The sequence below is a fragment of the Plantactinospora sp. BC1 genome (assembly GCF_003030345.1).
Lineage (GTDB): Bacteria > Actinomycetota > Actinomycetes > Mycobacteriales > Micromonosporaceae > Plantactinospora.
The window spans coordinates 5,272,102-5,298,700 of record NZ_CP028158.1 but is presented as its reverse complement, the minus strand read 5'-3'; the positions used below and the strand labels follow the sequence as shown (position 1 = coordinate 5,298,700).

Sequence of the window (26,599 nt, the reverse complement as noted above, 5' to 3'; positions counted from 1 at the left end):
GTGCGCCTGATCTTCGCCGGTACGCCGGCCGTCGCCCTGCCCAGCCTGGACGCCATCGCCGCCTCCGGGCACGAACTGCTGGCCGTGGTGACCCGGCCGGACGCCCCGGCCGGTCGCGGCAGGGGACTGGCCCGGTCCCCCGTGGGTGCCTGGGCCGACGAGCGTGGCATCGAGGTGCTGACCCCGGCCAGGCCCCGGGAGCCGGAGTTCCTCGACCGGCTGCGCCAACTCGCCCCCGACTGCGTACCGGTGGTCGCCTACGGCGCGCTGGTGCCACCGGAGGCGCTGGAGATCCCGGCGTACGGCTGGGTCAACCTGCACTTCTCGCTGCTGCCCGCCTGGCGCGGTGCTGCGCCGGTGCAACACGCGGTGCTGCACGGCGACCAGGTCACCGGCGCCAGCGTCTTCCAACTGGAGGCCGGGCTGGACACCGGGCCGGTCTTCGGCACCGTGACCGAGGAGATCCGGCCCTCCGACACCGCCGGTGACCTGCTGGAACGCCTCGCCGCCAGCGGCAGTGGCCTGCTGGTCGCCGTGCTGGACGCGATCGGGCAGGGGACCGCGCACGCGGTGCCGCAACCCGCCGACGGGGTCTCGCTGGCGCCGAAGCTGACCGTCGCCGACGGTGAGGTGCGCTGGTCGGAGCCGTCCTTCGCGGTGGACCGGCGGATCCGGGCCGCCACCCCGGCCCCCGGCGCCTGGACCCGGTTCCGGGGCGACCGGGTCAAGCTCGGCCCGGTGCGGCCGGTCGGCAACGCACCGGAACTCAAGCCCGGCGAGTTGCTGGTCGAGCGCGGCCGGGTGCTGGCCGGTACCGCCACCACTGCGGTGGAGTTGGGCGAGGTACGCGCGGCGGGCAAGCGCGCCATGCCGGCGCCGGACTGGGCCCGGGGCGTACGGGTCGCCGGTGGGGAGCATTTCGGGTGAGCGAAGGTACCGGACAGGTCGGCGGCACCGCACGGGCCGGAGCCGACCGGAGCCGCGACGACCGTGCGCAGGGCGGCACCGACCGGCGGCGTGACGACCAGCGGCGCGACGACCCTCGGCGTGACGATCGGCGGCGGGACGCCCCACGGGGGCGTACCGGGCAGGGTGGTGCCGACCGGGGCGGCCGGGGCGCCGGCCAGCGGGACCGGGACGGGCGCCCGCCCCGGGCGGCGCGGCCGGCGGTCGACCTGCCCCGGCAGGCGGCGTACGAGGCGATCGAGGCGGTGCACCGGGACGACGCGTACGCGAACCTCGTCCTGCCGGGCATCCTGCGCGACCGGCGGCTGCACGGCCGGGACGCGGCCTTCGCCACCGAGCTGACCTACGGCACGCTGCGGGTCCGGGGCACCCTGGACGCGATCCTCACCGCCGCCGCCGGTCGGGACGTCGCGCGGATCGACCCGCAACCCCGGGACGCGCTGCGGCTCGGCGCCTACCAGATCCTCTACACCCGGGTCCCGGCGCACGCCGCCGTCTCCTCCACGGTCGACCTGGTCCGTTCCGTCGCCCCGGGGGCGTCCGGGTTCGCCAACGCCGTGCTGCGGGAGATCGCCGGCAAGGACCTCGACACCTGGCTGGCCGAGCTCGCCCCGTCGGCCGAGAGCGACCCGATCGGGCACCTGGCCCTCACCTACAGCCATCCCGAGTGGATCGTGCGGGCCTTCTCCGAGGCGCTCGGCGGAGACCTGGGGGAGACCACCCGGCTGCTGATCGAGGACAACCAGCGGCCGCCGGTGCACCTCTGCGCCCGTCCGGGCCGGGCAGACGCGGTCGAGGTCGCCGACGAGGTGGGCGGCGCGCCGGGCGCCTTCTCGCCGTACGCCGTCTATCTGGCCGGGGGTGCCCCGGGCGAGCTGGCGGTGCTGGCCGACGGCCGGGCGCACGTCCAGGACGAGGGCTCCCAACTGGTCGCCGCCGCGCTCACCGCCGCCGAGGTCGAGGGCACCGACGAACGGTGGCTCGACCTCTGTGCCGGGCCGGGTGGCAAGTCCGGCCTGCTCGGCGCCATCGCCGCCCAGCGGGGCGCCTCGCTGACCGCCGTCGAGGTGGCCGAGCACCGGGCCCGGCTGGTCTCCCAGGCCGTACGCGGGCTGCCGGTGACCGTGCTCAACGTCGACGGGCGCACCGTCGGGCGGGACCCGGACCTGCCGGAGGACTCCTTCGACCGGGTACTCGTCGACGCGCCCTGCACCGGTCTCGGCTCGCTGCGGCGGCGTCCCGAGTCCCGCTGGCGCCGTCAGCCCTCCGACCTGCCGGCGCTGACCCGGTTGCAGCGGGAGCTGCTCGGCGCCGCGCTCCGGGCGGTCCGGCCGGGCGGGGTGGTGGCGTACGTGACCTGCTCGCCGCACGTGGTGGAGACGCACGTCTCGGTCACCGAGGCGGCCCGGCGCTCCGGGGTACCGGTCGACTTCGTCGACGCCCGCCCGCTGCTGCCGGCCGGGATGCCCGGCCTCGGCGACGGCCCCACGGTGCAGCTCTGGCCGCACCGGCACGGCACCGACGCGATGTTCCTGGCGGTGCTGCGCCGGGGCTGAGCGGCACCGGCGCGGGTGCTGCCGGTCGGCATCCGGCCCGACTTCCACCGAAGCGGGTGGGTGGGGACACTTCCGCACATACATTGCAGGTGTGGACGGGAAGACACTGCCGGTCCGGGCCATCGGCACTCCGCTGGACAGGTTCGACGGGCCGGCGAAGGTCACCGGGACCGCCCGGTACGCCTTCGAGCACCCCGTCGACCGGCCGGCCTATCTGTTTCCGGTGCAGGCCACCGTGGCGGTCGGCCGGGTCGCCGCCGTGCAGACCGAGCCGGCGCTGGCCGAGCCGGGCGTGCTGGCCGTGCTGACGCACGAGAACGCGGCCCGGGTCGCCTCGTTCGACGATCCCGAGGTGCTGATCCTGCAAACGCCCGAGGTGGCGTACCGGGGGCAGTTCGTCGCCGGGGTGGTGGCGGAGACCTCCGAGGCCGCCCGCCGGGCCGCCGGCCTGGTCCGGGTGGACTACCAGGCCGGCCCGCACGACGTCGCGCTGCGGGGCGACCATCCGGACCGGTACGCCCCGGAGGTGCTCAACGGCGGGTTCGCCACCGACAGCGTGCTCGGCGACCCGGAGACGGCGCTGGCCGAGGCGGCGGTACGTCTGGACGCCACCTACACCACGGCCTGGTATCAGCACGCCCAGTTGGAGCCGCACTCCACCATCGCCCAGTGGGTCGACGACCGGCTCACCCTGCACGTCGGCAGCCAGGGGGTGCACGGGCTGCGCAGGTCGCTGGCGACGCTCTTCGGACTCGACCTGGAGCGGATCCGGGTGATCTCGCCACACGTCGGCGGCGCGTTCGGCGGCAAGCTGCACACCCATCCGGACGTGGTGCTCGCGGTGCTGGCCGCGTTCGCCGTACCCGGCCGTCCGGTGAAGCTCGCACTCACCCGGCAGCAGATGTTCTCCCAGGTCGGCTACCGGACCCCGTCGGTGCAGCGGATCCGGCTCGGTGCCGGGCCGGACGGCCGGCTGGTCGCGATCGGCCACGAGGTGGTGCAGCAGACCGCGCGGCACAAGGAGTTCGCCGAGCAGACCGCCACGCCGACCCGGGTGATGTACGCGGCGCCGCACCGCAGTACCACGCACCGGATGGTCCGGCTCGACGTGCCGGTACCGACGATCATGCGCGCCCCGGGCAAGACCCCCGGGATGTACGCGCTGGAGTCGGCGATGGACGAGATGGCGATCGCCTGCGGGCAGGATCCGGTCGAGTTCCGGATCGCCAACGAACCGCCGCGCGATCCCGAGCTGGACCGGCCGTTCTCCAGCCGCAACCTGGTGGCCTGCCTGCGCGAGGGCGCCCGCCGGTTCGGCTGGGCCGGCCGGGACCCGACTCCCGGGGTCCGGCGGGCCGCCGGTGGCTGGCTGGTCGGCACCGGGGTGGCCTCCTCGATGTACCCGGTCTATCAGCTGCCCGGCTCGTCGGCGACGATCCGGATGGAGCCGGACGGCCGGTACCTCGTCTCGATCGGCGCCGCCGACCTCGGCACCGGCACCTGGACCTCGCTGACCCAGATCGCGGCCGACGCGCTGGCCGTACCGGTCGACCGGGTCGTGCTGCGGATCGGTGACACGGACCTGCCGGCGGCGATGTCCGCCGGTGGCTCGTCCGGGATGACGTCGTGGGGCAGCACGGTGGTCGAGGCCGCACGCCGGCTCCGGGCCCGGGTGGCGGCCGAGCACGCCGACCCGCCGCCGCACGGCATCGAGGCCAGCGCCGACATGCCGGAGAACCCGGACCGGGAACGCTTCTCGATGTACGCCTTCGGCGCGCAGTTCGTCGAGGCCCGGGTGCACGAGGCGACCGGCGAGGTACGCGTGCCCCGGATGCTCGGCGTCTTCGCCGCCGGCCGGATCATCAACCCGAAGACGGGCCGTTCCCAACTGCTCGGCGGGATGACGATGGGACTGTCGATGGCGCTGCACGAGCAGTGCGTGGTCGATCCGCGCTTCGGTCACGTGGTCAACCACGACCTCGCCGAGTACCACATCGCGACCAACGCCGACGTCGGCTGCGTGGAGGTGCACACGCTGGTCGAGGAGGACCCGTACGTCAATCCGATGGGCTCGAAGGGCATCGGCGAGCTGGGCATCGTCGGTACCGCCGCGGCGATCGCCAACGCCGTGCACCATGCCACCGGGGTACGCGTACGCGACCTGCCGATCACCCCGGACCGGTTCTTCTCCGGTGCCGCCACGATCCGAGGGTGACGGGCGCGGGGTGTGCCCGGCATTCGTACACTGGCGCGGTGACCGTACCAGCGCCGATCGTCGCGCCCAGCATCCTCGCCGCAGACTTCGCCCGGCTCGCCGACGAGGTGCAGGCGGTGGAGTCCACGGCGGACTGGCTGCACGTCGATGTGATGGACAACCACTTCGTGCCGAACCTGACCATCGGGCTGCCGGTGGTGCAGAGCCTGCTGGCCGCGACCGCGCTGCCGTTCGACGTACACCTGATGATCGACGATCCGCGGCGCTGGGCGCCGAGCTACGCCGACGCCGGGGCGTACAACGTGACGTTCCACGCCGAGGCCTGTGACAACCCGGTCTCGCTGGCCAAGGACCTCCGCTCGGCGGGGGCGAAGGCCGGGCTGGCGATCGACCGGGACACTCCGATCGAACCGTACCTTGACCTGCTGCCCAGCTTCGATACATTGCTGATCATGACTATCAAGGCGGGTTTCGGGGGGCAGCGGTTCATCCCCGAACTGCTCGACAAGGTCCGGACCGCCCGCCGGCACGCCGACGCGGGCCACCTCGAACTGCGGATCGAGGTGGACGGCGGCATCGCGGCCGACACCATCGAGCAGGCGGCGGCGGCCGGCGCGGACGCCTTCGTCGCCGGCACCGCCGTCTACGGCGCGGCCGACCCGGCCGCGGCGGTGACCCAGCTACGGCGGCTCGCCGAGCGCGCCGTCGCCGCCCCGTGAGCGTCGACGGGGTCGCCGAGGAGCGGCCCGACCTGATCCTGGTGGTCGACGACGACGAGGACATCGTCCGGTTCGTCTCGTTCAACCTCAAGCTGCACGGCTTCGACGTGGTGCAGGCCGGCGACGGTCAGGAGGCGCTCGAGGTGATCGAGCGGCGCCGGCCCGACCTGGCCGTGGTCGACCTGCGGATGCCCCGGATCGACGGGCTGGAGCTGACCCGGCGGCTGCGGGCCAACCCGATGACCTCGGCGCTGCCGGTGATCATGCTCACCGCCAAGGGCCTGACCGTGGACAAGGTGCACGGGCTCACCGCCGGTGCCGACGACTACCTGGTCAAGCCCTTCGACACCGCCGAGTTGATCGCCCGGATCAGTTCCACGCTGCGCCGCAACAAGGAGTTCCGCGAGGTCTCCCCGCTGACCGGGCTGCCCGGCAACACCCGGGTCCGCCGGGAGATCGGCGACCGGGTACGCAGCGGCGTCGACTACGCGGTCGGCTACATCGACATCGACCGGTTCAAGAGCGTCAACGACCGGTACGGCTTCGTCCGCGGCGACGAGTTCATCAGCGCGCTGGCCCGCAGCCTGCACCGGGCGGTGGTCTCGGTCGGGCTGCCGCCGGCCTTCCTCGGGCACATCGGCGGCGACGACTTCGTGATCGTCTGCGCCCCCGAGCAGGTCCGACCGCTGACCGAGCGGGCCGTGGTCGACTTCGAGAAGACCGCCGACGAGCTCTACGACCCGGAGGACGCCAAGCGCGGTTACGTCGAGCTGAAGGACCGGCGCGGCAACATCCAGCGGGCCCACCTGGTCACCCTCTCCATCGGGGTGTCGCTGTCGGTGCCGGAGCGCCGGTTCACCGACCCGCTGGAGGTGATCGCCGCCGCCTCCGAGATGAAGACGGTGGCCAAGAGCCAGCCCGGCTCGTACGTGGCGATGGACCGGCGGCGTACCCCGGGGGCACCGGCCGCCGACGCGGGGGAGCGGCGCCGCGGGGCGAAGTGACGGCGGTCACGTTGTTGTGAGGTGGATCGCCTCACCGGTCCGACGGCCCCGGTTCCGTGTCACACTCGATCCGTACCCACCACGCGCTGGCGGGACTCGGTGTAATTCCGAACCGGCGGTGATCCGGGCGCAAGCCCGGTAAGCCCGCGACCCGGTCGGCCTCGGCCGCCCGGTGGACCTGGTGAGAACCCAGGGCCGACGGTTGGGGGCGGGCAGTTTCCGCGCCCAGACAGTCCGGATGGGAGACAGCGCGCGGGACGGATGGGTCCGCTGGCCGGTGCGTGTGCGCCGACCCGTGGTCCGCCGGGGTCGGCGCCTGCCGTCGCCCCCATGCTCCGCCGCCGCACGCCCGGCCACCGGCCGGTGCCCCTCCCGCTCCCGCCCGCGCGCTACGACGACGGGCGAGGGAGAGGGAACGGCATGGGGGGCGTCTCCGCCGACGAGGCGATGCGCCGGGCGATCGCGCTGGCGGCCCGCGGCCTTGGCACGACGAGTCCCAATCCCCTGGTCGGCTGCGTGCTGCTCGATCCGAACGGCGAGATCGTCGGCGAGGGCTTCCACGCGTACGCCGGTGGTCCGCACGCCGAGATCGTCGCGCTGGCCCAGGCCGGCGAGCGGGCCCGGGGCGGTACCGCCGTGGTGACCCTGGAACCCTGCGACCACACCGGGCGTACCGGGCCGTGCAGCGGGGCGCTGATCTCGGCCGGGGTCCGCCGGGTGGTGGTCGGGGTGCCCGATCCGAACCCGATCGCCACGGGCGGGATCGAGCGGCTGCGGGCGGCCGGGGTCGAGGTCGAGGTCGGGGTACGCGCCGCCGAGGCGGAGGCCGGCAACCTGGCCTGGCTGACCGCGGTACGCCGGAGGAGGCCGTACCTGATCTGGAAGTACGCGGCGACCCTGGACGGCCGGATCGCGGCGGCGGACGGCACCAGCATGTGGATCACGTCCGAGGCGGCCCGGATCGACGTGCACGCGCTGCGCGGCACCGTCGACGCGGTGATCGCCGGGGTCGGCACCGTGCTCGCCGACGACCCGAGACTGACCGCCCGGAACCTGCGCGACGGCACCCTGGCGATCCGGCAGCCGCTGCGGGTGGTGGTGGACAGCGCCGGCCGTACCCCGTCGGACGCCCGGGTCCGGGACGGCGCCGCACCGACCTGGGTGGCGACCGCCAAGGAGGTCGGCGCCGGGCCGGACGGTCACGTCGACCTGCCCCGGCTGCTCGCGGAGCTCTACCGGCGCGGCGTCCGGGCGGCGCTGCTGGAGGGCGGCCCGACCCTGGCCGGCGCGTTCCTCGCCGCCGGCCTGGTCGACAAGGTGGTCGGCTACCTGGCGCCGAAGCTGCTCGGCGCCGGCCCGGCCGCGCTCGGCGACGCGGGCGCGCGTTCCATCTCCGAGGTCATCGACCTGGAGTTCACCGATGTCACACCGGTCGGCCCCGATCTGCGGGTCACCGCGTTTCCCCGGAAGACGGAGGGCTGAGCATGTTCACCGGCATCGTGGAGGAGTTGGGCGAACTGGTCCGGCGGGACGACACCGGCGGCGACTCTGCGCTGGTCGCGATCCGCGGCCCGGTGGTCACCTCGGACGCCCGGCACGGCGACTCGATCTCCGTCAACGGGGTCTGTCTGACCGTGGTGACCGTCGACGGCGACACCTTCACCGCCGACGTGATGGGCGAGACGTTCCGGCGTACCGCGCTGGGGGCGCTGCGCCCGGGTGACCCGGTCAACCTGGAGCGGGCCGCCACCCTCGGCAGCCGGCTCGGCGGCCACCTGGTGCAGGGGCACGTCGACGGGGTCGCCGAGATCGTCGGGCGGGAGCCGGCCGAGCAGTGGGAGACGGTCACCTTCGCCCTCCCCGCCGACCTCGCCCGGTACGTGGTGGAGAAGGGCTCGATCACCGTCGACGGTGTCTCGCTGACCGTCGCCGCGCTGACCCCGCAGACCTTCTCGGTCGGGCTGATCCCGACCACACTGGCCGCCACCACGCTGGGCCGCAAGGGTGTCGGCGAGCCGGTCAACCTCGAGGTTGACGTCCTCGCCAAGTACGTCGAACGACTGCTGACGACCGGCGGGCGACTGCCGGTGGACGGACTGGAGGCCGTGGCATGAGCGAGCGTAGCGAGCGAATCAGCCAGTTCAGTGCGGATGAGCCCCATGACGGCCCGGAGCGCAGCGGAGAGGCCGGCACGAGCACCGAATTCGGCACCATCGAGGCGGCGCTGGCCCAGATCGCGGCCGGCCGGCCGGTCGTCGTGGTCGACGACGAGGACCGGGAGAACGAGGGCGATCTGATCTTCGCCGCCGACCGGGCCACCCCGGAACTGGTCGCGTTCATGGTCCGCTACACCTCCGGCTACATCTGCGCGCCGCTGACCGAGGAGGACTGCGACCGCCTCGAACTGCCGCCGATGTACCACACCAACCAGGACAAGCGGGGCACGGCGTACACGGTGACGGTCGACGCGCGGGAGGGGGTCAGCACCGGCATCTCCGCCGCCGACCGGGCGCACACCATACGGCTGCTCGCCGACCCGTCCACCGACGCCACCGACCTGAGCCGGCCGGGGCACGTGGTGCCGCTACGGGCCAAGACCGGCGGGGTACTGCGCCGCCCCGGGCACACCGAGGCGGCCGTCGACCTCGCCCGGCTCGCCGGAGGACGCCCCGCCGGGGTGCTCTGCGAGCTGGTCAACGACGACGGCACCATGATGCGCCTGCCCGACCTGGAGAAGTTCGCCGCCGAGCACGGCCTCACGCTGATCACCATCGCGGACCTGATCGCCTACCGGCGGCGTACCGAGACGGACGTCGAGCAGGTGGTCGAGACCCGGCTCCCGTTGCCGTACGGGCCGTTCCGGGCGGTCGGCTACCGGGCCCGGCAGGACGGCGCGGAGCACATCGCACTGGTCTACGGCGACCTCGGCGACGGCCAGGACGTGCTGGTACGGGTGCACTCGGAGTGCCTCACCGGGGACGTCTTCGGCTCGCTGCGCTGCGACTGCGGCCCACAGCTCGACGCCGCACTGGCCCGGGTCGCCGCCGAGGGGCGGGGCGTGGTGCTCTACATGCGCGGCCACGAGGGGCGCGGGATCGGGCTGCTGCACAAGCTCCAGGCGTACCAGTTGCAGGACCTCGGCCGGGACACCGTCGACGCCAACCTGGACCTCGGACTGCCCGCCGACGCCCGGGACTACGGCACCGGCGCGCAGATCCTCTACGACCTCGGGGTCCGCTCGATGCGACTGCTGACGAACAACCCGGCCAAGCGGGCCGGGCTGGAGGGGTACGGGCTGACCGTGGTGGGCCGGGAGGCGATGCCGGTCCGGGCCACCCCGGAGAACGTTCGCTACCTGCGTACCAAGCGGGACCGGATGGGGCACCTGCTGGACGAGTTGGAGGCTCCGGCCGACGCCGGGGAGCTGACGGAACTCGCGAAGATGACGGAAAGGTTGGCGTGACGATGGCGGGGTTCGGAGAGCCGGGACTGTCGACGGTGGAGGCGTCCGGGCTGACCGTGGGAGTGGTGGCCGCGCGTTGGCACGGTGAACTCACCGACCACATGGTCGACCGGGCGGTGACCGCGGCGAAGGCCTGCGGGGTGGACGACGTGGTCGTGGTCCGGGTGGCCGGTTCGGTCGAGCTGCCGGTGGTGGCCCAGGCGCTGGCCCGGCGCTGCGACGCCGTGGTCGCGCTCGGCGTGGTGATCCGGGGCGCCACCGCGCACTTCGACTACGTCTGCCAGTCGGTGACCGAGGGGCTGACCCGGGTCGCGCTGGACAGCGGCAAGCCGGTGGCGCACGGTGTGCTGACGGTGAACGACCTGGAGCAGGCCCGGGACCGGGCCGGGCTGCCCGGCTCGGCCGAGGACAAGGGCTGGGCGGCCACCACGGCGGCCCTGGAGGCTGCCGTGGCGATCCGGGAGATCGCCGCCCGCCCGTAGCCCAACGCGCCCGCCCGTAGCCCAGCGCCCGCCCGCCCGCTGGCCGGGGCGGCGGCGCGGCCTGGCTCGCGTCGGACGGCGGCGTGCAAGCCAGGGGACAGTACCCCGATCGCGAGACTGTCGAGCTGGGTGCACAGACGGGGCACCGCCGTCGGTCGCTTCCGGCTTGTGGCGGCGACGGCCTGCTCCACCGGCGACGGCCTGCTCCACCGGCGGCGGCCTGTCCCAGCGGCGGCGGCCTGCCGCGTGGGCGCCCAGCCGGGGCAGCTCGACAGTCTGCTGGTGGGGTGGTGCGGCCGTGGTTGTGGTGGGGGCGGGTGCACAAGTGGGGCAGCTCGACAGCTCCCGGACCGAGAACCTCAGGCGTCGGCCGTCGACCGTGGTCTGTGGTCTGTGGTCTGTGGTCAGCCGACCTGGAGCCGGCCCGCCTCGATGATCCGGCGGAGGAACTGCCGGGTACGGGGCTGGGTCGGCTCACCGAGCACCTGCTCCGGCGGCCCCTCCTCGATCACCCGTCCGCCGTCGAGGAAGCAGACCCGGTCGGCGACCTCGCGGGCAAAGCTCATCTCGTGGGTGGCCAGTACCATGGTCATGCCGTCCGCCTTCAGGTCCCGGATCATCGTCAGCACCTCGCCGACGAGTTCCGGATCCAGCGCCGAGGTCACCTCGTCGAGCAGCAGGAGTCGGGGCGAGTTGACCAGCGCCCGGACGATCGCCACCCGCTGCTGCTGGCCGCCGGAGAGCCGGTCCGGATAGTCGGCCGCCTTTCCGGCCAGCCCGACCCGGGCGAGCAACTCCCGGGCCTGCGCCTCGGCCTCGGCGCGGTTGCGCCGGTGCACCCGGACCGGCGCCAGCGTGATGTTGTCCAGCACCCGCAGGTGCGGGAAGAGGTTGTACGCCTGGAAGACGATCCCGATCCGTCGGCGTACCAGGTCGGGGTCGACGCGCGGGTCGGTGACGTGTTCGCCGTCCAGGTGGATCGTGCCGTCCTCGATCTCCTCCAGCAGGTTCACGCAGCGCAGCAGCGTCGACTTGCCGGAGCCGGAGGCGCCGATCAACGCCACCACCTCGTGCTCGGCCACCTCCAGGTCGAGGCCGTCGAGTACGACGTGTCCGCCGAAGACCTTGCGCAGCCCTCGGCAGCTCAACACGGGTGTGCTCATCGGGCGGCCTGCCGGCGGGCGGCGCGCAGGGTCACCCAGTCGGTGACCGCGATCAGTGGTACGGCGAGCAGCACGAAGAGCACCCCCGCGACAATGTACGGCGTGAAGTTGAAACTCTCGGCGGTGGCGATCTGCGCCGCGCGTACCGCGTCGATCGGGCCGGCCAGCGAGACCAGCCCGACGTCCTTCTGGAGCGCGACCACGTCGTTGAGCAGCGGCGGGGCGACCCGGCGGACCGCCTGCGGCAGCACCACGTGCCGCATCGTCTGCCGGTAGGTGAGCCCGAGCGACCGGGCGGCGGCGAGTTGGCTCGGATGGATCGACTCGATGCCGGCCCGGAACACCTCGGCCAGGTAGCCGCCGTAGGTCAGCACCAGGGCGATCCCGCCGAGCACCAGTACCGGCGGCATCCCCTGCAAGCGCAGCCCGGGGACGCCGAGGGTGAGCACGTAGATCACGATGATCAGCGGCAGCCCGCGGAACGTGTAGGTGTAGCCGGCGGCCAACGCCCGGACCGGGAAGAAGACCGGCCCGCGCAGGGTACGCAGCACCGCCACCAGCAGGCCGAGGGCGAGCGCACCGAGCGCGCAGAAGAAGAGCAGCCGGACGTTGAGCCAGAGTCCGGTGAGGATCTCCGGCAGGGCGGCCCGGCCGATGCGTTGGTCGAGGAAGGACTCGCGTACCCGCTCCCAACCCGGCGACCCGGTCACCGCGACGACCAGCAGGGTGCCGAGTACTCCGGTCGAGGCGGCGGCGACCAGCACCGAGCGGACCGTCTGCCGTTTCCGGTAGGCGGTCCGCTGGCGGGCGATCGGTGACGGGTGGTGGTCGGTCAGCGTCACGTGATGTCGGCTACGCCGGCCACCTCGGAGAGCCAGGTCCGCTCCAGGTTGCCGAGCGTGCCGTTGGCGCGCAGCGCGTCGACCGCGCCGCTCACGCAGCCGGTCAGCGGCGAGTCCTTGTCGAGCAGCAGGCCGAAGGCCTCCGGGAGCCCGACCTGCGGCAACTGCCCGACGATGGTGGCGTCCTTGACCTCGGCCGAGGTGATGTAGAAGGCGGTGGGCAGGTCCACCACGATGCCGTCGAGCTGGCCGTTCTGCAGCGCCTTCTTCGCGTCGTCGTTGGTGTTGTAGACCTGCGGCTTGACCGTCGGCTTGATCACGTCGGTGATCGCCTGGTAGCTGGTGCTGCCCACCTGCGCGCCGAGCTTGGCCCCCTGGAGGTCGGCCAGCCGGGTCTTCCCGGTGATCCTGGAGCCCTTCCCGGCGACGACCGCCTGCCGGACCAGGTAGTACGGCGAGGTGAAGTCGACCGCCTGCTTGCGCTCGTCGGTGATCGAGAACTGGTTGATGTCGAAGTCGAACTCCTTCGGCCCCGGCGCGATGGCGGTGTCGAACTTGACCCGTACCCACTGCACGTCGATCCGGGCGAAGCCGAGCTGCTTCGCGACCTCGTAGGCGACCGCCGACTCGAAGCCCTTGCCGTTGCCCGGCAGGTTGTCGGCGAACCAGGGCTCGTACGCCGGATCGTCGGTCGCGACGGTCAACTTGCCCGGGGTACGCGTCTTCAGCTCGGCCTTGGTGCAGGCGGCCTGCGCCGGATTGGGTACGGGTTGGTTCTGGGGCGCGCAGCCGACGAGGGCCGCGAGAACAAGAGTGGCGGTCGTGAGCGCGACCGGCAGAGATCGGCGAGCCATGGCCGACAGCATAGGCACACGTCGACGAAGATCCATAGACAATCTCATCGATCAAGTGGGTATATCGGCCTGTCACCGGCCTGTCGAGTGGTGTCGGACCACCGCGACGGGTAAACCGGAACGGGGGGTCGCGCGTCATGCAGCCGTGACGACCCAACTGGTCTCCGACCCGCCCGGCGGGAGGACCATGACACGACCGGGACCACCACAGTGGTCGGCGGACGAGGCCATCAGCAGCCTCTTCGCCGCGCACTACCGTCCGCTGGTACGCCTCGCCACGCTGCTCCTGCACGACCAGGGTGCGGCCGAGGAGATCGTCCAGGACGGCTACGTCGCGCTGCACGGGCACTGGTCCCGGCTGCGCGACGCCGACCGCGCCCTCGGCTACCTGCGGACCAGCGTGCTGAACCGGTGCCGGTCGGCGCTGCGGCATCGCCGGGTGGTGACCGCCTACCTGGCCGGAGCCGGGCCGGTGGCCGACGCGCCGAGCGCGGAGAGCGGCGCCCTCGACCTGCTCCAGCACGACGCGGTGATGGCGGCGCTGCGTACCCTGCCGACCCGGCAGCGGGAGGCGCTGGTGCTGCGCTACTACCTCGACCTCTCCGAGGCCGAGACCGCCGACCTGATGGGGGTCAGCCGGGGTGCGGTGAAGAGCCACACCTTCCGGGGGCTGGCCGCGCTGAAGCAGAGGATGGGGGCGGAGCGGTGAACGAGGAGATGCTGCGCCGGGTACTCGCGGACGAGGCCGACCGGATCGAGCCGGGACCGGGCGCGTTGCCCGAGATCCAGCGGCGGACCGCGGCCGGCGACCGGGGCGGCGCGTGGCGCCGGTGGCGGCGGCCGGCATGGTCACCGCCCCGGTTCGCCGGGGGCCGCTGGGGCGGCTGGTCACCGCTGGCGGCCGGTGCCGTGACGGTCGCCACGCTGAGCGTGGCGGCGGTGGTGGTCGGGCTGGCCAGCACGGTCGTGCCGACCCCGTCCGACCGGGTCGAGCCGCCGCCCGGGGCGGTCGGCGCGCACCGGTCGGCGAGTGCGACACCCGACGAGGTGCGGCCCGGGCCGACCCCGCCGGACGGCGCGGCCGCCCCGTCGGTCGGGACCGGACCGGGTACGCCGGCAGCCGGCCCCACCGCGACGACGGCCGGGCTGCCGGTCTACTACCTCGGCGGCGACCCGGGCCGACCCCGGCTCTACCGGGAGTTCCACCGGCTGTGGCTACACGACGGCTCGGCAAGGGACCGGGCCACCGCCGCGCTGCGGAACCTGCTGGACGGGCCGGTCGGGATGGACCCGGACTACCGCAACCCGTGGCCGGTCGGGACCGACCTGCGGGAGGTGACCGTCGCCGACGGCGTCGCCACCGTCGACCTCGCCGGGGCGGCCGACAACGACGTCGACGAGGTGACCGCGCGGCTGGCCGTGCAGCAACTGGTCTGGACCGTCACCGCCGTACCCGGGATCTCGGGGCTGCGGCTGCGGCTGGACGGGGCACCGGTCGACCGGCTCTGGGGCCGGGTCGACACCTCCGGGGTGCTGCGCCGGGCCCCGGCGACGGAGGTGCTCGCCCCGGTCTGGTTGATCTCGCCGCAGCACGCCGACACGGTGAACCGGAGCTTCCAGGTGCACATCGCCGGGATCCTGCCCGAGGCGACCGCCCAGCTCCGGATCCAGCGCGGTACCCGTACCGTACGCGAGCAGTTCGTCACGCTCTCCATCGCCGGGCCGGCCCAGGGCGAGGCGAAGGTCGCCGTCACGCTGCCGCCGGGCCGGTACACGCTGACCGCGTACGCGATCTCGCTGGCGGACGGGACCGAGCAGTTCCTCGACGACCACACCGTGACGGTGCGCTGAACCGGCCGGCGGTCCACCTGGTGGGCCGCCGGCCGACCCGGCGACCGGGCCGGTGCCGGTCGGCTGCGAGAATCGGATTCCGTGAAGACGTTCGAGGAGCTGTTCGCCGAGCTACAGGCCAAGGCCGCGGCCGGCACCCCCGGCTCGGCGACGGTGGCCGCGCTGGAACGCGGCGTGCACGCGATCGGCAAGAAGGTCGTCGAGGAGGCGGCCGAGGCGTGGATGGCCGCCGAGCACGAGGGTCCGGAACGGGCCGCCGAGGAGATCTCCCAGTTGCTCTACCAGGCGCAGGTGCTGATGCTCGCCACCGGCCTGGAACTCAAGGACGTCTACCGACATCTGTAGTGCCCCGCCGCGTCCCTTCCGGTCGACCGCACCGGACGCGTCCGTCAGCCCGATTCCGATCCCTGACCGCGAGGAGCACTACCGATGCTGCGCATCGCCATACCCAACAAAGGCACCCTCTCCGGACCAGCCGCCCAGATGCTGCGCGAGGCGGGCTACCGCCAGCGCGGTGACGACCGCGACCTGATCTGCCGGGACGACGCCAACGACGTCGAATTCTTCTACCTGCGCCCCAAGGACATCGCCACCTACGTCGGCTCCGGCGACCTCGACCTCGGCATCACCGGCCGGGACCTGCTGGTCGACTCGGCCAGCCCGGCCGAGGAGATCCTCGACCTGGACTTCGGCGGCTCGATCTTCCGGTTCGCCGCCCGGCCGGAAACCGTCTCGACCGTCGACGAGATCGCCGGCCGGCGCATCGCCACCGCCTATCCCGGGGTGGTCGAGGGATACCTGGCCGCGCACCAGCTCGACGCCACGGTGATCCGGCTCGACGGCGCGGTCGAGAACGCCGTACGCCTCGGCGTGGCCGACGTGGTCGCGGACGTCGTCTCCACCGGCGCGACGCTGCGCCAGGCCGGACTGGTGATCGTCGGTGAGCCGATCCTGCGCTCCTCGGCCGTACTGGTGCGCCGGACCGGTGCGCCGGCCAACGGGCAGGTGGACCAACTGTTCCGCCGCCTGCAGGGCGTACTGGTCGCCCGCCGGTACGTGATGCTCGCCTACGACGTCCGGGCCGACCTGCTGGAGAAGGCCAGCGCGCTCACCCCGGGGATCGAGTCCCCGACCATCTCGCCGCTGCACCGGGAGGGCTGGGTGGCGGTGCAGGCGATGGTGCTGCGCCAGGACGTACACCGGATCATGGACGAGCTGTACGAGGTCGGTGCCCGGGCGATCCTGGTCACCAACATCCACGCCTGCCGGCTGTAGTCGGCCGCTCGACCGCCGCCGTCGAGCCAAGGCCACCGTCCGGCTGCCCTTCGCCCTCGTGGCACAACCCGAAGGATCACCGGACGGTGGCCGTCCCCCACACCGGCCCCCCGACAGCGAGACCGTACGACGCCGAGCAGCCGGTCGCGAGGGAGCGATCCGCACAGCGACCGCCGTGCCGGTGCCGCCGTGCACAGTGAGCCCCGGTGCCGGTGCCGGTGCCGGTGCCGGTGTCGGTGCCTGATGCCGGTGCTCGTGCCTGGTGCCTGGTGCCGGTGCTCGTGCCTGGTGCCTGGTGCCGGTGCTCGTGCCTGGTGCCTGGTGCCGGTGTCGGCGCTGGTGCTGCCGTGCGCGGGTCGGCGCGCGACGGTCAGCCCTCGGCCAGTTCGAGCGCGCGTACGGCGAGCCAGAGTTCGTGCCGGGCGTCCGGCGCGTGCAGCAGCGAACGCCCGAGCGCCTGCTCGGCCCGGGAGAGCCGCTTGCGGGTGGCCGAGACGGAGATGCCGAGCGCGGCCGAGGTGGCGGCGAGACTGGTGTCGGCGGCCAGCCAGGCCCGTACCGTCTCGAACCCGATCGACCGGTCCGCCGGCCGCAGCGGCCCGAGCCGGGTCCGGGCCCACGCCGTCACGGCCGGGGCGGCGAGCAGGTGGTCGAGGGTGACCTCCCGGCCGCCCGGAACCCCTCCGGCCGACAGCGTGCCAGCTTCCGGACTCTGCGGTCGTGGTACGGCGGCTTCCGGGCCCTGCGGGCGTGGTGCGTCGCGCAGCCGCAGCGCCAGCCAGGCGGCGGAGCGGTCCCGGACCCGGAGGAGATCCAGTCCGAGCAGCGCGTTGAGCAGTCGCAGCCGGCCGGCCAGGGTGTTCCGGTGGATCTTGAGGTGTCGGCTGGCCGCACTGTCGAAGGCGAGCCACGAGTTGAGCGTGCCGAGCAACTCCGCCGCCCCCGGGTCGGCCCGCCGGGCCGGCGTGTGGCCGAGGCAGGGTCGCAGCAGCCGCTCGGCCCAGGCGTACCCGTCCGGGCCGGTGAGCGGCGCCAGCTCGCGCTGCCGGTCGAACCGGGCGTACCCGGTCGTGGCCCGGGCCACCGCCAGCGCGTGGAAGGCCTGCTCGTACCCGCTGGCGGTCTCCGGCAACCCGACCGGCTCGCTCATCCCGACCCGGCACTGCCGGGCCCGGGCGGTGATCAGCCGCCCGAGCCGGTCCGCCGGATCGGCCCGTCCGGCACCCTGCTGGGCGGTCTCCCGGCTCGGTGCCGGGGCGTCGCCGCCGGACGGCTCGGCCGGGACGAGCGCGATGAGATGGTTCGAGCGAACCGGACAGGGCACGATCCAGGCCCGGCCGGCCAGCGACCGGTCGATCTCGGCGGCGACCTCGTACCGCTGCCGGCCGACACACTCGATCACACAGACCCGGAGTGCCTCGGGCAGCTGCGGCCGCAGCGCCGAGGCGATCCGCCGGGCGGGCGGCACGTCGCCGACCATCAACAGGTGCAGCACCGCCTCCCGGCCGTGCGCGTCGGCGGCCGCGATCCGCCGGCGGGCCCGGTCCGCCTCCTCGATCCGCCAGCAGAGCGACAGCGTCCGCGCGGCGTCGGCGAGGAGTTCGCCGAGCTGCCGCTCGGGGGCGGCGACCACCACGAGGTACCCGAGCTGTTCCTCGGCCCGGGCAACCAGCGCGGCGGCGGACCGGTCCGGGTCGCCGCCGGCCAGCCGCAGCAGGTGCACCCGGGCCGGCCCGGCGGTGTCGACCACTGCGGCGTTCGACCCGCGCCGGGACAGGTCCGCGACGGCGGCGCCGACGACCCGGGACAGCGGGGTGCCGGGTCCGAGCCGGTCGGCCGCTCCGGCGAGTACCCTCCGATCGGCTCCGACCAGCAGGGCTGCTCCACCGGTACGCCGCCCGAGCCAGTCCAGGATCGCCCGCACCGCGTCCCGCCCGACGGATAGGCGGGCGAGGGTCAGCAGATCGTCAGCACGGCTCGGCGCGGCCACGTCCCCTGGTTCCCGGCTCATCGGGTGCTGACTCCTCGGTACGTCCTTCCGGGGCGGCGAATCCGTACTCCCCCCGGGGCGGCGAAGTCCGGTGCCGCTCCGGTACCGGTCCGTCGCCCCGACCGCGACGCCCGGCCGGTCGCCACCCGCCGCGACGGCGCTGGCCGGAAGGCCGGTCGAGCCGGTGGGCGGAGCCAGCGTACCGGGACGTCGGCGGAGGCCGATCCGCTCTCCGGCCCGGCTGCGGTCCGGCTGCGGTCCGCTCCGGGACGGTGCTGTTTCGCGGTTGCACCTGACGTCGCGGGAGGTCGTAGCGTTCCGGACGTGACCGGGAGAGACGACGCCGGACGTCGGTGGAGCATCGGTGAGCTGGCCCGGGCCACCGGGACCACCGTCCGCACCCTGCACCACTACGACGAGATCGGCCTGTTGCGGGCCGCCGAGCGCACCAGTTCGGGCCACCGCCGGTACACCGAGGGTGACCTGCGCCGGCTCTACCGGGTACGCGCGCTGCGCGGGCTCGGGCTGTCCCTGGAGGAGGTCGCGGTCGCGCTGGCCGGGGCGGCGGACGACCTGGCCGGGATGCGCGAGCTGCTGGCCGCCCAACTGCGGGGACTGGCGGCACAGGCGGCCCGGCTCGGCCAGCTCACCGAGCGGCTACAGGGGCTGCTCGACCAGATCGACGCGGCGTCGATGCCCGGCCCGGAGCAGTTCCTGACGACCCTGGAGATGATCTCTGTGTTCGAAACCTCGTTCAGCACCGAAGAGCGGGAGCAACTGGCGCGGCGGCGGGCGGCGATCGGCCCGGACGGAGTCGAGGCGGCCCGGACGGAATGGGCGGAACTCGTCACCGAACTGCTCCGGCACGTACGCGACGGCACCCCGACCGACGACCCGGCGGTACGGACCCTGGTCGCCCGCTGGGACGCGCTGGCCGGCCGGTTCCACCCGCCCGGAGCCGACGGCGAGCGGACCCGGGCGGCGGCCCGGCGGATGTGGGACGAGCAGAGCGGGGAACTCGGCCGGAACCTCCCGTGGCCGGTCGACCAGATGCGCGCCCTTGTCGACTACCTCGACCGGGTACGTGCCGCAGGGCGGACCGGGCAGGCTCCGTAGCCCGGCTAGGCTCCGCCTGATGCGGATCGACCTGGTGACCATCGTGGTGGCGGAGTACGACCCGGCGATCGAGTTCTTCACCGGCGTGCTCGGCTTCGACCTGGTCGAGGACTCGCCGTCGCTGACCAACGACGGTCGCCCGAAACGGTGGGTCGTGGTCCGGCCACCGGGCGCCGAGACCGGCATCCTGCTCGCCCGCGCCGACGGCGAGCCGCAGACTGCCGTGGTCGGCGCTCAGGTGGCCGGCCGGGTCGGCTTCTTCCTCCGAGTCGACGACTTCGACGCCGCGTACGGCCGGATGACAGCGGCCGACGTCGAGTTCGTACGCCCGCCGAGGACCGAGCCGTACGGCCGGGTGGCGGTGTTCCGGGACATCGCCGGCAACCTGTGGGACCTGCTCGGCCCGGCCGCCGCGCCGCCCGGTCTGCCCGGACGTTAGCAGGCCGGGGCGGTAAACCGGTTGCCGGAGCGAGTCGGCCTCTGATGTCCTGACCGTTGCCGGCCGACCGGAAGCCGAGCCGAAGCCGAGCCGAAGCCAGTCGAGAGGAGACGGCCATGCCACGAGCGCCGATGTCCCGTCAGCGAGCAGGTGTCGTCTACCCCCAGGATATGAGGCTTCATGAGTACGTCGGACTTCACGACCAGCACAGCGGCGGGCGCCGGTAGGGCGCGCCCGACGGCAGTATCCCCGGTTTCTCGGCCGGCCCCGCACGAGGAGGGCGCGTGATGTCCCTTCTCGACGATCCCGGCCTCTTCGGCCGGCTCTGGGCCGCCGGCTACGACAAGGGCACCAACCCGGACCCGGGTCCGGCGGTGGACTTCCTCGAAGGGCTCGCCGATGGCGGTCCGGTGCTGGAACTCGCGATCGGCACCGGCCGGGTCGCACTTCCGCTGGCCGCCCGCGGCCTCGCCGTCGAGGGCGTCGAGGCGTCCGAGGAGATGGTGGCACAGTTGCGTGCCAAGCCCGGTGGCGAGCAGCTTCCGGTCGTCATCGGTGACATGGCGGACGTACCGGTCGACGGGCCGTTCACCCTGGCCTATCTGGTCTACAACACGCTGTTCAACCTGGTCGACGCCGGGCGGCAGGAGGACTGCTTCCGCAACGTCGCGCGGGTGCTGGCACCGGGCGGCGCGTTCGTGATCGAGACGTACGTCCCGGACCCGGCCGACATGGACCGGACCGAGCAGCAGGTCCAGGTGTGGGACGTGACGGAGGAGTCGGCGACGATCCGGTTGCACCGGTTCGACCGGGACGCGCAGACGTTCGTCCGGCAGACGATCAGGTTCGATGGTCAGGGTGTGCACCTCAAGCCGTTCGGCATGCGGTATGCCTGGCCCGAGCAGATCGACCAGATGGCGGAGCGGGCCGGTCTCCGGCTCGCCGAGCGGTACGCCGACTGGCACCGTCGGCCGTTCGGCGCGGAGAGCGGCAGCCACGTCTCCGTCTACCGCCGAGGCTAGGCCCAGCGTCGACCGGGGATCCGTCGTACCCGTCGCGGGCGGTGCTCACCGCAGCGTGGCGGTGGCGGATCCCTGGTCGGCGGCCTCGCATTGTTGACCTCGCGTCCGGCGGCGCCCGCTCGACCTGGGCGGTCGCCACCGACAACGCGCGCCGGCTGCGGGTGAGGCGGGCTCCGTGGCTCCTCCTGCCTCGGGATGGATGACCCACTAGACCAACCACCAGGCGGAACGGGAGCCTGCCGCCTCACGCGGGTTGGTCGAGGGGGTGCCGCTCCGCCAGGTTTCGAGGGCGCGGACGGTGAGCCAGAGGTCGTGCCGGGCGTCCGGCGCATGCAGCACCGAATGCCCGAGCGCCTGCTCGGCCCGGGTCAGCCGCTTGCGGGCGGCCGACCGGCCGGGGCGGCGAGCAGGCGGTCGAGCGCCAGCAGGGACGCGTATCCGTCACCCCTGCTGCGCACGGTGCGGCGCAGAACCGCGATCCGCCCGGGCACCGCATGCGGCGGTTGCCCGGGCGGCGTCAGGTGGGCCGGGTCTCGACAGTGACCGGCTCGCCGTCGAGGTGAGCCCGGAACGCGTCCGCGATCTCGTCGGCCTGCTCGGCCGAGACGTCGGGCCTGAGCCGCACCACGACCCGGGGCGGCATGGAGAGGCCCTCGGCGACGCTGTCGACGTACGGTTCAGCGATCAGCCGCATCCATCTCCGGTCGCGCGGCTGATGTAGTACGACGACGAACGCCCTGGCGGTCACGGGCTGGTCATCACCGACACGCCGAGCGCGGCCTCGATCGCGGTCAGGTTGATGAAGTGGACGTTGTAGAAGCACTCACGCGCCGGTACGGAGTTGTTCCAAGGGTTGGAGGTGCCGCCGGGGCAGCTCGTGGCCCTGTCCGTCAGGTACGCCGAGCTGACGATGCCGAGCGCGGTGATGTTGCCGTTCGAGACCGCGACGGCGAACCCGGGACCTCCGCTGTCGCCCTGTCCCGCGAGCGGAACGCTCGACGACGAGGTACGCGCGAAGTAACCCGGCCCGGCACCGTTCGGGCCGATCACGTTGATCCGGTGCACCGTCGCGTTGCACACCTCACCGGACATCCCACCACCGGCGCACACCTTCTGGTCGATCGACGGGCCCGAGCGACTCGTGACCTGCCGGCCGGTCCCGGACGACCAGTCGCCCCGGTACAGGAACGCGGAGTAGGTGCGGCCGGTGATGAGCATCGAGTCGGTGGTGGCGTGTCCGGCGTTGGAGTGTCCGACCGGCACCGAGGAGAGCCCGAGCACGGTGGGGGTCGTCCAGTCGCGGTTCGCGCCGCAGTGCTCGGCGGTCAGCATGCCGACCGTTCCGGAGGATGTGCGCGCGGCGAAGCCGGTGGAGCAGTGCGCGAAACTCCCGGAGACCGCCCCGGGACGCTCGATCACCGCCCCACCCCAGAACGGCGCACTGTCGGAATATCTCGCCAACGGCACCATCGCACCCGCTTCGGAGATCTCGGTGGCCCCGAGCCGGCGCAGTTCCGCGCGCTGTTCCGCGGTCGCCGACGGTTCCACGTCCGCGTGCAGGCCACGCAGGTCCGAGGTGCTGGAGACCGCCCCGATCGGGATGCCCCGCAGCTTCGCCGCCTTGATCAGGGCTCGGGCGCGAGCGACGATCTCCTCCTGGTCGTAGGGGACGCTGATGACCGACAGCCTGACCCCGCTCCGGAGCCGGGACGCGAAGGATCGCAGCGCGGACGGTTGGTCGCCGGCCCAGTACAGCCGGACCGTCCGGCCGTCCGCGTCGAGTGCCGAGCCGGCGAACCCGCGCAGGCCCTTGCTGGCGGTCAGTTGGTGAAGCTGCGCCACCAGCTCCACCTGTGCGGACTGGTCCCCGGGGGCCGGTGCCGCCGCGACCGGGCCGGAAGCCGCGACGCCGCCGGTGGCGGCAAGCATGCCGAACGACACCGCGAGCGCCAGCCGCCTGAAGACGTGTTTTCTCGAACCCATTGGAGTCCTCCCCGTGATCACCCCGGGGCAGCGGACGCCCCCAGGGCGTGAACGCCGGCATCGACCGGATGGTCGACCAGAATGGACATCGACGCCCACTGGCTTCCGAATTGTCGATCATATTTACCACAGTCAAAGGATGGGTGGCAATGATGCCTGCCGGCGGCGGTCGCCCGTGGGCGGGTCGGGCGGCACCCCCGCCCGACGACAGCGGTAGGCCCTCGCCGGGCGCCCAGGTCGTGCGGGCACATCGCTTCTCCGGAACTTCCGGTCATGTTCCGGGAGTTTGCAACCTGTCATCAAGCAGGGCAGCCAGGTCTTGTGTCCCGCGCGTTCGATGGGTATTAATAGTGGTACGGCATATCGACGGGGCCAGATTACCGAGATTTTTCGGCAACTGTCTCGGTCGGCGGCCCGCGTCGATCCGACGACCACCCGGGAGCGGTTGGACCTCAGCCACCCGGCCGGCGCGTTGCCGGGCCGTCGAACCGGATCCGGTCTCCACGGCGCCGGATGTGGTTTCGGGAGAAATGCCATCCGCGCTGCCAGTCAACGGCGGCGGCCCACCGGCGCCGCCGGCTGACGCGGGCGGAACCCGGTGCGGAGGGAAGGACGCCCCCTCCGCACCGGGTCGGCGCACGGCCGGCGCGACCTGGCTCGTCCGGCCGGACCTGCCCGACCCGACGGTTGCGTCCATCCGGGACCCTCGATAGGCGGACTTCACTGTAATATTCGAGGAGCCATGCCGCTTTCCGCCGAACCCGGAGCGCTCTGGGCCGGGCGTGTGGCCGAGACCGCGATGTTGCGCGAGGCCGTAGCGAGCCTGCACACCGGTACCGGTGGGGTGGTCTGGATCGAGGGCGAGCCCGGCATCGGCAAGTCGTCGCTGGTGGCGGTCGGCGCGGGGATCGCCACCGACCTGGGCTACCAGGTGTTGCGGGGCGTCGCCGACCAGTTGGTCCACCCGCCGCCACTCGGCGTGCTCTGCGACTGCCTCGAAATCGGGACGCGCTCGTCCGATCCCCGCCGCGCCGAGATCGCGGCGTTCCTGAGCGCCAGGCGTCCCGCCCTCGACCTTGCCGACGCCACGTACGCGACAGCCGTCGAGATGGTCGTCGCCCTCGTCGACGAGCTGTGCAGCACCGGCCCGACGGTGCTGATCGTGGACGACGTCCAGTGGGCCGACGACGCCTCCCTCGACGCCTGCCGCAGGCTGGCCTCGGCGGCCGTCCATCTGCCGTTGCTGCTGGTTCTCTCCTATCGTCCCGGCTCCCACCGGCCGGCCGTGCAGCGGCTGCGACCCGTGGCCAGTGACCGGGACGCGCTCCGGATCTCGCTCGGTCCGCTGGACCAGGGCGCGGTGCTCGACCTGCTCACCGGCCTGCTGGGGGCGCCACCCGGGGCCGGGCTGGTCGGGCTGGCTGCTCAGGCGATGGGCAACCCGCTGTACCTGCGCGAGCTGGCCGAGTCGCTGGTCCGCGAGGAGATGGTGGACGTCGGCGTGCAGGCCGAGGTGCGCGACCCGGCCTCCGCCACCGTGCCGAGGTCGCTGGCCGCGGCGCTGGACAGCCGGCTGAGCTACGTCCCGGCCGAGACCGTCGACCTGCTGCGGGTGGCGACCCTGCTCGGTGGGGAGTTCGCGGTCACCGAACTCGCGGTACTGCTGGGTCGGCCGGCAATCGACTTCTCCGGCCACCTGAACGAGGCGGTGGCGGCCGGAATCCTGGTCGACGCCGGGCCGCGGATGCGTTTCCGGCACCCGCTGATCCGGCAGGCCCTGCACGACAGCATGCCGGCGGCGCTGCGGGCGGCAGTTCACCTCGACGCGGCCCGGGCGTTGGAGGCCGCCAGCGTCGAGCCGCAGCGGGTCGCCGCGCACCTGCTGGCCTCCGGTGTGGTCGGCGACCGGTGGGCGCGGCGCTGGCTGACCGAGGCAGGCCCGCTGCTGGCGGGCCGGACGCCGCAGCTTGCGGCCGAACTGCTGCGCCGGGAACTCGACCACGACCCGACCGACGACCGCGAGCGGGCGGTGCTGGGGATGACCCTGGCCCGGGTCCTGCTCGGCACGGGCCAGCACGAGGAGGCGACGGTACGCGCCCGACAGGCGCTGGCGGTCGTCGTGGAACCGGCCGACCGTGGCCACCTCTGCTGGGTGCTCGCCCGCGCGTTGTTCAGCGGTGGGCACAACGACGCGGCGGCCGCCGCCCTGCGCCGGGCCCTCAATGCCGTCGACCTGCCCGACGTCTGGCGTGCCCGGCTACTCGCCTCGCTGGCGATGTTCCAGCGAGCCGGCCGCGGAGACCTGGCCGCGGCGGACGTCACCGCCCGGAACGCGCTGGAGATCAGCGAGGCGGCGGGGGACGCGTTCGCGGCGGCGTACGCGCTGACCGACATGTGGACCAGCCACTCCGTACGGCGGCAGCATCGGCTCGCACTGGACTGCGTGGACCGGGCGATCGAAACCCTCGGCACCACCGCCGACCACGTGGACCTGCGCGCGTTCGCGCTGCACGGACGGATCTTCTCGCTACAGAACCTCAGCCGGTGGACCGACGCCGAGGGTGCGCTGCGGGAGGTGCGGGAGTTCCTGCACCGGGCGGGCCGGGCCGACGACACCACCTCCGGAGTCACCGCCGGCGTGCTGATGTACTGGCTGGGGCGCTGGGACGACGCGCTGGCGGAACTTCACGCGGTCGAGCAGAACGGCTCGGCGTCGACGTACCGGGGGCTGCGGGAGGGCGGGCCGGGGTGGCTGTGGCACGGCGTGGCCGCGGTCGTCGCCGCCCGCCGGGACGAGCGGGCCGAAGCCGCCGCGCACCTCCGGGCGGTGTCCGACCGCCCCGTCGTCACCGTCGCCGACCGGGAGAACACCGACTTCCTCCGGGTCGGGCGGTCGCTCGCCGCCGAACAGGACGGAGACCGGCCGCTGGCCCTGGCCCTGCTCGGCGACTTCCTCGAACGCCGGCCCGGCGAGATGACGCTGACCCACCAGTGGCTGCCCGGACTCGTCCGGCTCGCCCTGGCCGTGGACGACCGGTCGGCTGCGGAGACCGCCGTGCGGGCCTGCCTGGCCGAGGCGGCGGCGGAGCAGGTGCCGGCCCGGGCCGCCGCGGCCGCCGACTGGTGCCGGGGGTTGCACGACGGCGATCCGGTACCGCTGCGCTCGGCGGTGGACCACTACCGGGGCGCCGGAGCGCCCGTGGACCTCGCCGGAGCGCTGGAGGATCTCGGCGTCGTCCTCGCGCGGTGCGGCGAGACGGCCGAGGCACGCGCCGTGCTGGACGAGGCGATCGAGCTGTACGGCGGGTTCGGTGCGGCCTGGGACATCCGCCGGGCCGGGGCGCGGCTGCGGGCGTACGGGGTCCGGCGCGGCGTACGGGGTGCCCGGGTCAAACGTGCCGGGCACGGCTGGGAGGCGCTGACCCCGACCGAACGGAAGGTGGCGCTGCTGGTCGCGGCCGGCCGCTCGACGCCGGACATCGCGCAGAGCATGTTCCTGACCCGGCGGACGACCCAGACGCACATCTCGCGGATCCTGGCGAAGCTCGGCATGCGGAGCCGGGTGGAGATCGCCCGTGCCGCGTTCAGCGCGGAGCCGGACGGGGTCGCCGCGGACCACTGACCCCGCCGGCGTGCCGAGGTGGAGCGCCCGCCCGGGT

Annotated in this window: 23 protein-coding genes; 17 read left to right on the top strand and 6 right to left on the bottom strand. The window is 73.5% G+C overall.

What is annotated here, in order from left to right; translation table 11 throughout:
• From fmt to ribH, 9 genes are all read left to right on the top strand, one after another.
• Complete coding sequence (gene fmt / locus C6361_RS23105) at positions 1-927, top strand: methionyl-tRNA formyltransferase (RefSeq protein WP_107271128.1); 927 nt, start codon at positions 1-3, stop codon at positions 925-927.
• The gene (locus tag C6361_RS23100) at positions 924-2,522 is read left to right on the top strand and encodes an RsmB/NOP family class I SAM-dependent RNA methyltransferase (protein ID WP_107268985.1); all 1,599 of its coding nucleotides are present in this window, start codon (positions 924-926) and stop codon (positions 2,520-2,522) included. The genes fmt and C6361_RS23100 overlap by 4 nt, the downstream gene beginning before the upstream one ends.
• A gap of 91 nt (positions 2,523-2,613) precedes the next feature.
• On the top strand, positions 2,614-4,737 hold the full coding sequence (locus C6361_RS23095) for a xanthine dehydrogenase family protein molybdopterin-binding subunit (RefSeq protein ID WP_199853056.1): 2,124 nt from the start codon (positions 2,614-2,616) through the stop codon (positions 4,735-4,737).
• Positions 4,738-4,775: 38 nt separating this feature from the next.
• On the top strand, positions 4,776-5,456 hold the full coding sequence (rpe, locus tag C6361_RS23090) for a ribulose-phosphate 3-epimerase (protein WP_107262799.1): 681 nt from the start codon (positions 4,776-4,778) through the stop codon (positions 5,454-5,456).
• Positions 5,453-6,460, top strand: coding sequence for a response regulator (locus tag C6361_RS23085; protein ID WP_107262798.1), 1,008 nt, complete (start codon positions 5,453-5,455; stop codon positions 6,458-6,460). The genes rpe and C6361_RS23085 overlap by 4 nt, the downstream gene beginning before the upstream one ends.
• Before the next feature lie 420 nt (positions 6,461-6,880).
• Complete coding sequence (gene ribD / locus C6361_RS23080; protein WP_107262797.1) at positions 6,881-7,942, top strand: bifunctional diaminohydroxyphosphoribosylaminopyrimidine deaminase/5-amino-6-(5-phosphoribosylamino)uracil reductase RibD; 1,062 nt, start codon at positions 6,881-6,883, stop codon at positions 7,940-7,942.
• 2 nt (positions 7,943-7,944) lie between these two features.
• Entirely contained in the window at positions 7,945-8,574 is a 630-nt protein-coding gene (locus C6361_RS23075) for a riboflavin synthase (RefSeq protein ID WP_107268984.1), read from the top strand.
• Positions 8,571-9,923 carry a bifunctional 3,4-dihydroxy-2-butanone-4-phosphate synthase/GTP cyclohydrolase II gene (locus C6361_RS23070; protein ID WP_107262795.1) on the top strand — a complete coding sequence of 451 codons (1,353 nt, stop codon included), beginning with the start codon at positions 8,571-8,573 and terminating at the stop codon, positions 9,921-9,923. Before C6361_RS23075 ends, C6361_RS23070 begins: the two co-directional genes overlap by 4 nt.
• Before the next feature lie 2 nt (positions 9,924-9,925).
• Positions 9,926-10,405 (top strand): 6,7-dimethyl-8-ribityllumazine synthase, encoded by a 480-nt coding sequence (ribH, locus tag C6361_RS23065; protein ID WP_107268983.1) that lies wholly within the window; start codon positions 9,926-9,928, stop codon positions 10,403-10,405.
• A gap of 404 nt (positions 10,406-10,809) precedes the next feature.
• On the opposite strand, the gene C6361_RS23060 is transcribed toward ribH, so the two are convergent.
• The 3 genes from C6361_RS23060 to C6361_RS23050 are packed head-to-tail and all read right to left on the bottom strand — an operon-like array spanning position 10,810 to position 13,264.
• Entirely contained in the window at positions 10,810-11,568 is a 759-nt protein-coding gene (locus C6361_RS23060) for an amino acid ABC transporter ATP-binding protein (RefSeq protein WP_107262793.1), read from the bottom strand.
• Positions 11,565-12,404 carry an amino acid ABC transporter permease gene (locus C6361_RS23055; protein ID WP_107264442.1) on the bottom strand — a complete coding sequence of 280 codons (840 nt, stop codon included), beginning with the start codon at positions 12,402-12,404 and terminating at the stop codon, positions 11,565-11,567. The genes C6361_RS23060 and C6361_RS23055 overlap by 4 nt, the downstream gene beginning before the upstream one ends.
• Positions 12,405-12,406: 2 nt before the next feature.
• Positions 12,407-13,264 carry an ABC transporter substrate-binding protein gene (locus C6361_RS23050; RefSeq protein WP_107271126.1) on the bottom strand — a complete coding sequence of 286 codons (858 nt, stop codon included), beginning with the start codon at positions 13,262-13,264 and terminating at the stop codon, positions 12,407-12,409.
• 187 nt (positions 13,265-13,451) lie between these two features.
• On the opposite strand from C6361_RS23050, the gene C6361_RS23045 reads away from it, so the two are divergent.
• The 4 genes from C6361_RS23045 to hisG all read left to right on the top strand — a co-directional run bounded on the left by C6361_RS23045 (position 13,452) and on the right by hisG (position 16,390).
• Complete coding sequence (locus tag C6361_RS23045) at positions 13,452-13,973, top strand: SigE family RNA polymerase sigma factor (RefSeq protein WP_107264441.1); 522 nt, start codon at positions 13,452-13,454, stop codon at positions 13,971-13,973.
• Positions 13,970-15,115, top strand: a complete 1,146-nt coding sequence (locus tag C6361_RS23040) for a GerMN domain-containing protein (RefSeq protein ID WP_107268982.1) — start codon at positions 13,970-13,972, stop codon at positions 15,113-15,115. The genes C6361_RS23045 and C6361_RS23040 overlap by 4 nt, the downstream gene beginning before the upstream one ends.
• A gap of 63 nt (positions 15,116-15,178) precedes the next feature.
• Positions 15,179-15,460: a phosphoribosyl-ATP diphosphatase gene (locus C6361_RS23035; protein WP_234359648.1), complete on the top strand. Its 282-nt coding sequence runs from the start codon at positions 15,179-15,181 to the stop codon at positions 15,458-15,460.
• Positions 15,461-15,544: 84 nt separating this feature from the next.
• A complete protein-coding gene (gene hisG, locus C6361_RS23030; RefSeq protein WP_107268981.1) occupies positions 15,545-16,390 on the top strand; it encodes an ATP phosphoribosyltransferase in 846 nt (281 codons plus the stop codon).
• Between the two features lie 370 nt (positions 16,391-16,760).
• Here the strand turns inward: hisG and C6361_RS23025 are convergent, their stop codons facing one another.
• The gene (locus C6361_RS23025; protein ID WP_107268980.1) at positions 16,761-18,401 is read right to left on the bottom strand and encodes a helix-turn-helix domain-containing protein; all 1,641 of its coding nucleotides are present in this window, start codon (positions 18,399-18,401) and stop codon (positions 16,761-16,763) included.
• A gap of 303 nt (positions 18,402-18,704) precedes the next feature.
• Here C6361_RS23025 and C6361_RS23020 point away from each other — a divergent pair, with 303 nt between their 5' ends.
• The 3 genes from C6361_RS23020 (at position 18,705) to C6361_RS23010 (ending at position 20,957) form a co-directional block, all read left to right on the top strand.
• The gene (locus C6361_RS23020; protein ID WP_107268979.1) at positions 18,705-19,496 is read left to right on the top strand and encodes a MerR family transcriptional regulator; all 792 of its coding nucleotides are present in this window, start codon (positions 18,705-18,707) and stop codon (positions 19,494-19,496) included.
• Between the two features lie 19 nt (positions 19,497-19,515).
• The gene (locus tag C6361_RS23015) at positions 19,516-19,935 is read left to right on the top strand and encodes a VOC family protein (RefSeq protein WP_107268978.1); all 420 of its coding nucleotides are present in this window, start codon (positions 19,516-19,518) and stop codon (positions 19,933-19,935) included.
• Between the two features lie 287 nt (positions 19,936-20,222).
• Positions 20,223-20,957: a class I SAM-dependent methyltransferase gene (locus C6361_RS23010; protein ID WP_107268977.1), complete on the top strand. Its 735-nt coding sequence runs from the start codon at positions 20,223-20,225 to the stop codon at positions 20,955-20,957.
• Between the two features lie 517 nt (positions 20,958-21,474).
• Here the strand turns inward: C6361_RS23010 and C6361_RS37135 are convergent.
• Positions 21,475-21,651, bottom strand: a complete 177-nt coding sequence (locus C6361_RS37135) for a hypothetical protein (protein ID WP_159079439.1) — start codon at positions 21,649-21,651, stop codon at positions 21,475-21,477.
• A gap of 50 nt (positions 21,652-21,701) precedes the next feature.
• Positions 21,702-22,940 (bottom strand): hypothetical protein, encoded by a 1,239-nt coding sequence (locus C6361_RS23005; protein WP_159079438.1) that lies wholly within the window; start codon positions 22,938-22,940, stop codon positions 21,702-21,704.
• Between the two features lie 742 nt (positions 22,941-23,682).
• On the opposite strand from C6361_RS23005, the gene C6361_RS23000 reads away from it, so the two are divergent.
• Positions 23,683-26,562, top strand: coding sequence for an AAA family ATPase (locus tag C6361_RS23000; protein ID WP_107268975.1), 2,880 nt, complete (start codon positions 23,683-23,685; stop codon positions 26,560-26,562).
• The last annotated feature ends 37 nt before the right edge of the window (positions 26,563-26,599 follow it).

What these genes read in the sequence shown, in the direction of transcription:
- ribD (WP_107262797.1), top strand. Translation starts at nt 6,881, where the DNA reads ATGGGGGGCGTCTCCGCCGACGAGGCGATGCGCCGGGCGATCGCGCTG.
- C6361_RS23075 (WP_107268984.1), top strand. Translation starts at nt 7,945, where the DNA reads ATGTTCACCGGCATCGTGGAGGAGTTGGGCGAACTGGTCCGGCGGGAC.
- C6361_RS23070 (WP_107262795.1), top strand. Translation starts at nt 8,571, where the DNA reads ATGAGCGAGCGTAGCGAGCGAATCAGCCAGTTCAGTGCGGATGAGCCC.
- ribH (WP_107268983.1), top strand. Translation starts at nt 9,926, where the DNA reads ATGGCGGGGTTCGGAGAGCCGGGACTGTCGACGGTGGAGGCGTCCGGG.
- C6361_RS23060 (WP_107262793.1), bottom strand. Translation starts at nt 11,568, where the DNA reads ATGAGCACACCCGTGTTGAGCTGCCGAGGGCTGCGCAAGGTCTTCGGC.
- C6361_RS23050 (WP_107271126.1), bottom strand. Translation starts at nt 13,264, where the DNA reads ATGGCTCGCCGATCTCTGCCGGTCGCGCTCACGACCGCCACTCTTGTT.
- C6361_RS23045 (WP_107264441.1), top strand. Translation starts at nt 13,452, where the DNA reads ATGACACGACCGGGACCACCACAGTGGTCGGCGGACGAGGCCATCAGC.
- hisG (WP_107268981.1), top strand. Translation starts at nt 15,545, where the DNA reads ATGCTGCGCATCGCCATACCCAACAAAGGCACCCTCTCCGGACCAGCC.
- C6361_RS23025 (WP_107268980.1), bottom strand. Translation starts at nt 18,401, where the DNA reads ATGAGCCGGGAACCAGGGGACGTGGCCGCGCCGAGCCGTGCTGACGAT.
- C6361_RS23015 (WP_107268978.1), top strand. Translation starts at nt 19,516, where the DNA reads ATGCGGATCGACCTGGTGACCATCGTGGTGGCGGAGTACGACCCGGCG.
- C6361_RS23010 (WP_107268977.1), top strand. Translation starts at nt 20,223, where the DNA reads ATGTCCCTTCTCGACGATCCCGGCCTCTTCGGCCGGCTCTGGGCCGCC.
- C6361_RS37135 (WP_159079439.1), bottom strand. Translation starts at nt 21,651, where the DNA reads ATGCGGCTGATCGCTGAACCGTACGTCGACAGCGTCGCCGAGGGCCTC.
- C6361_RS23005 (WP_159079438.1), bottom strand. Translation starts at nt 22,940, where the DNA reads ATGGGTTCGAGAAAACACGTCTTCAGGCGGCTGGCGCTCGCGGTGTCG.
- C6361_RS23000 (WP_107268975.1), top strand. Translation starts at nt 23,683, where the DNA reads ATGCCGCTTTCCGCCGAACCCGGAGCGCTCTGGGCCGGGCGTGTGGCC.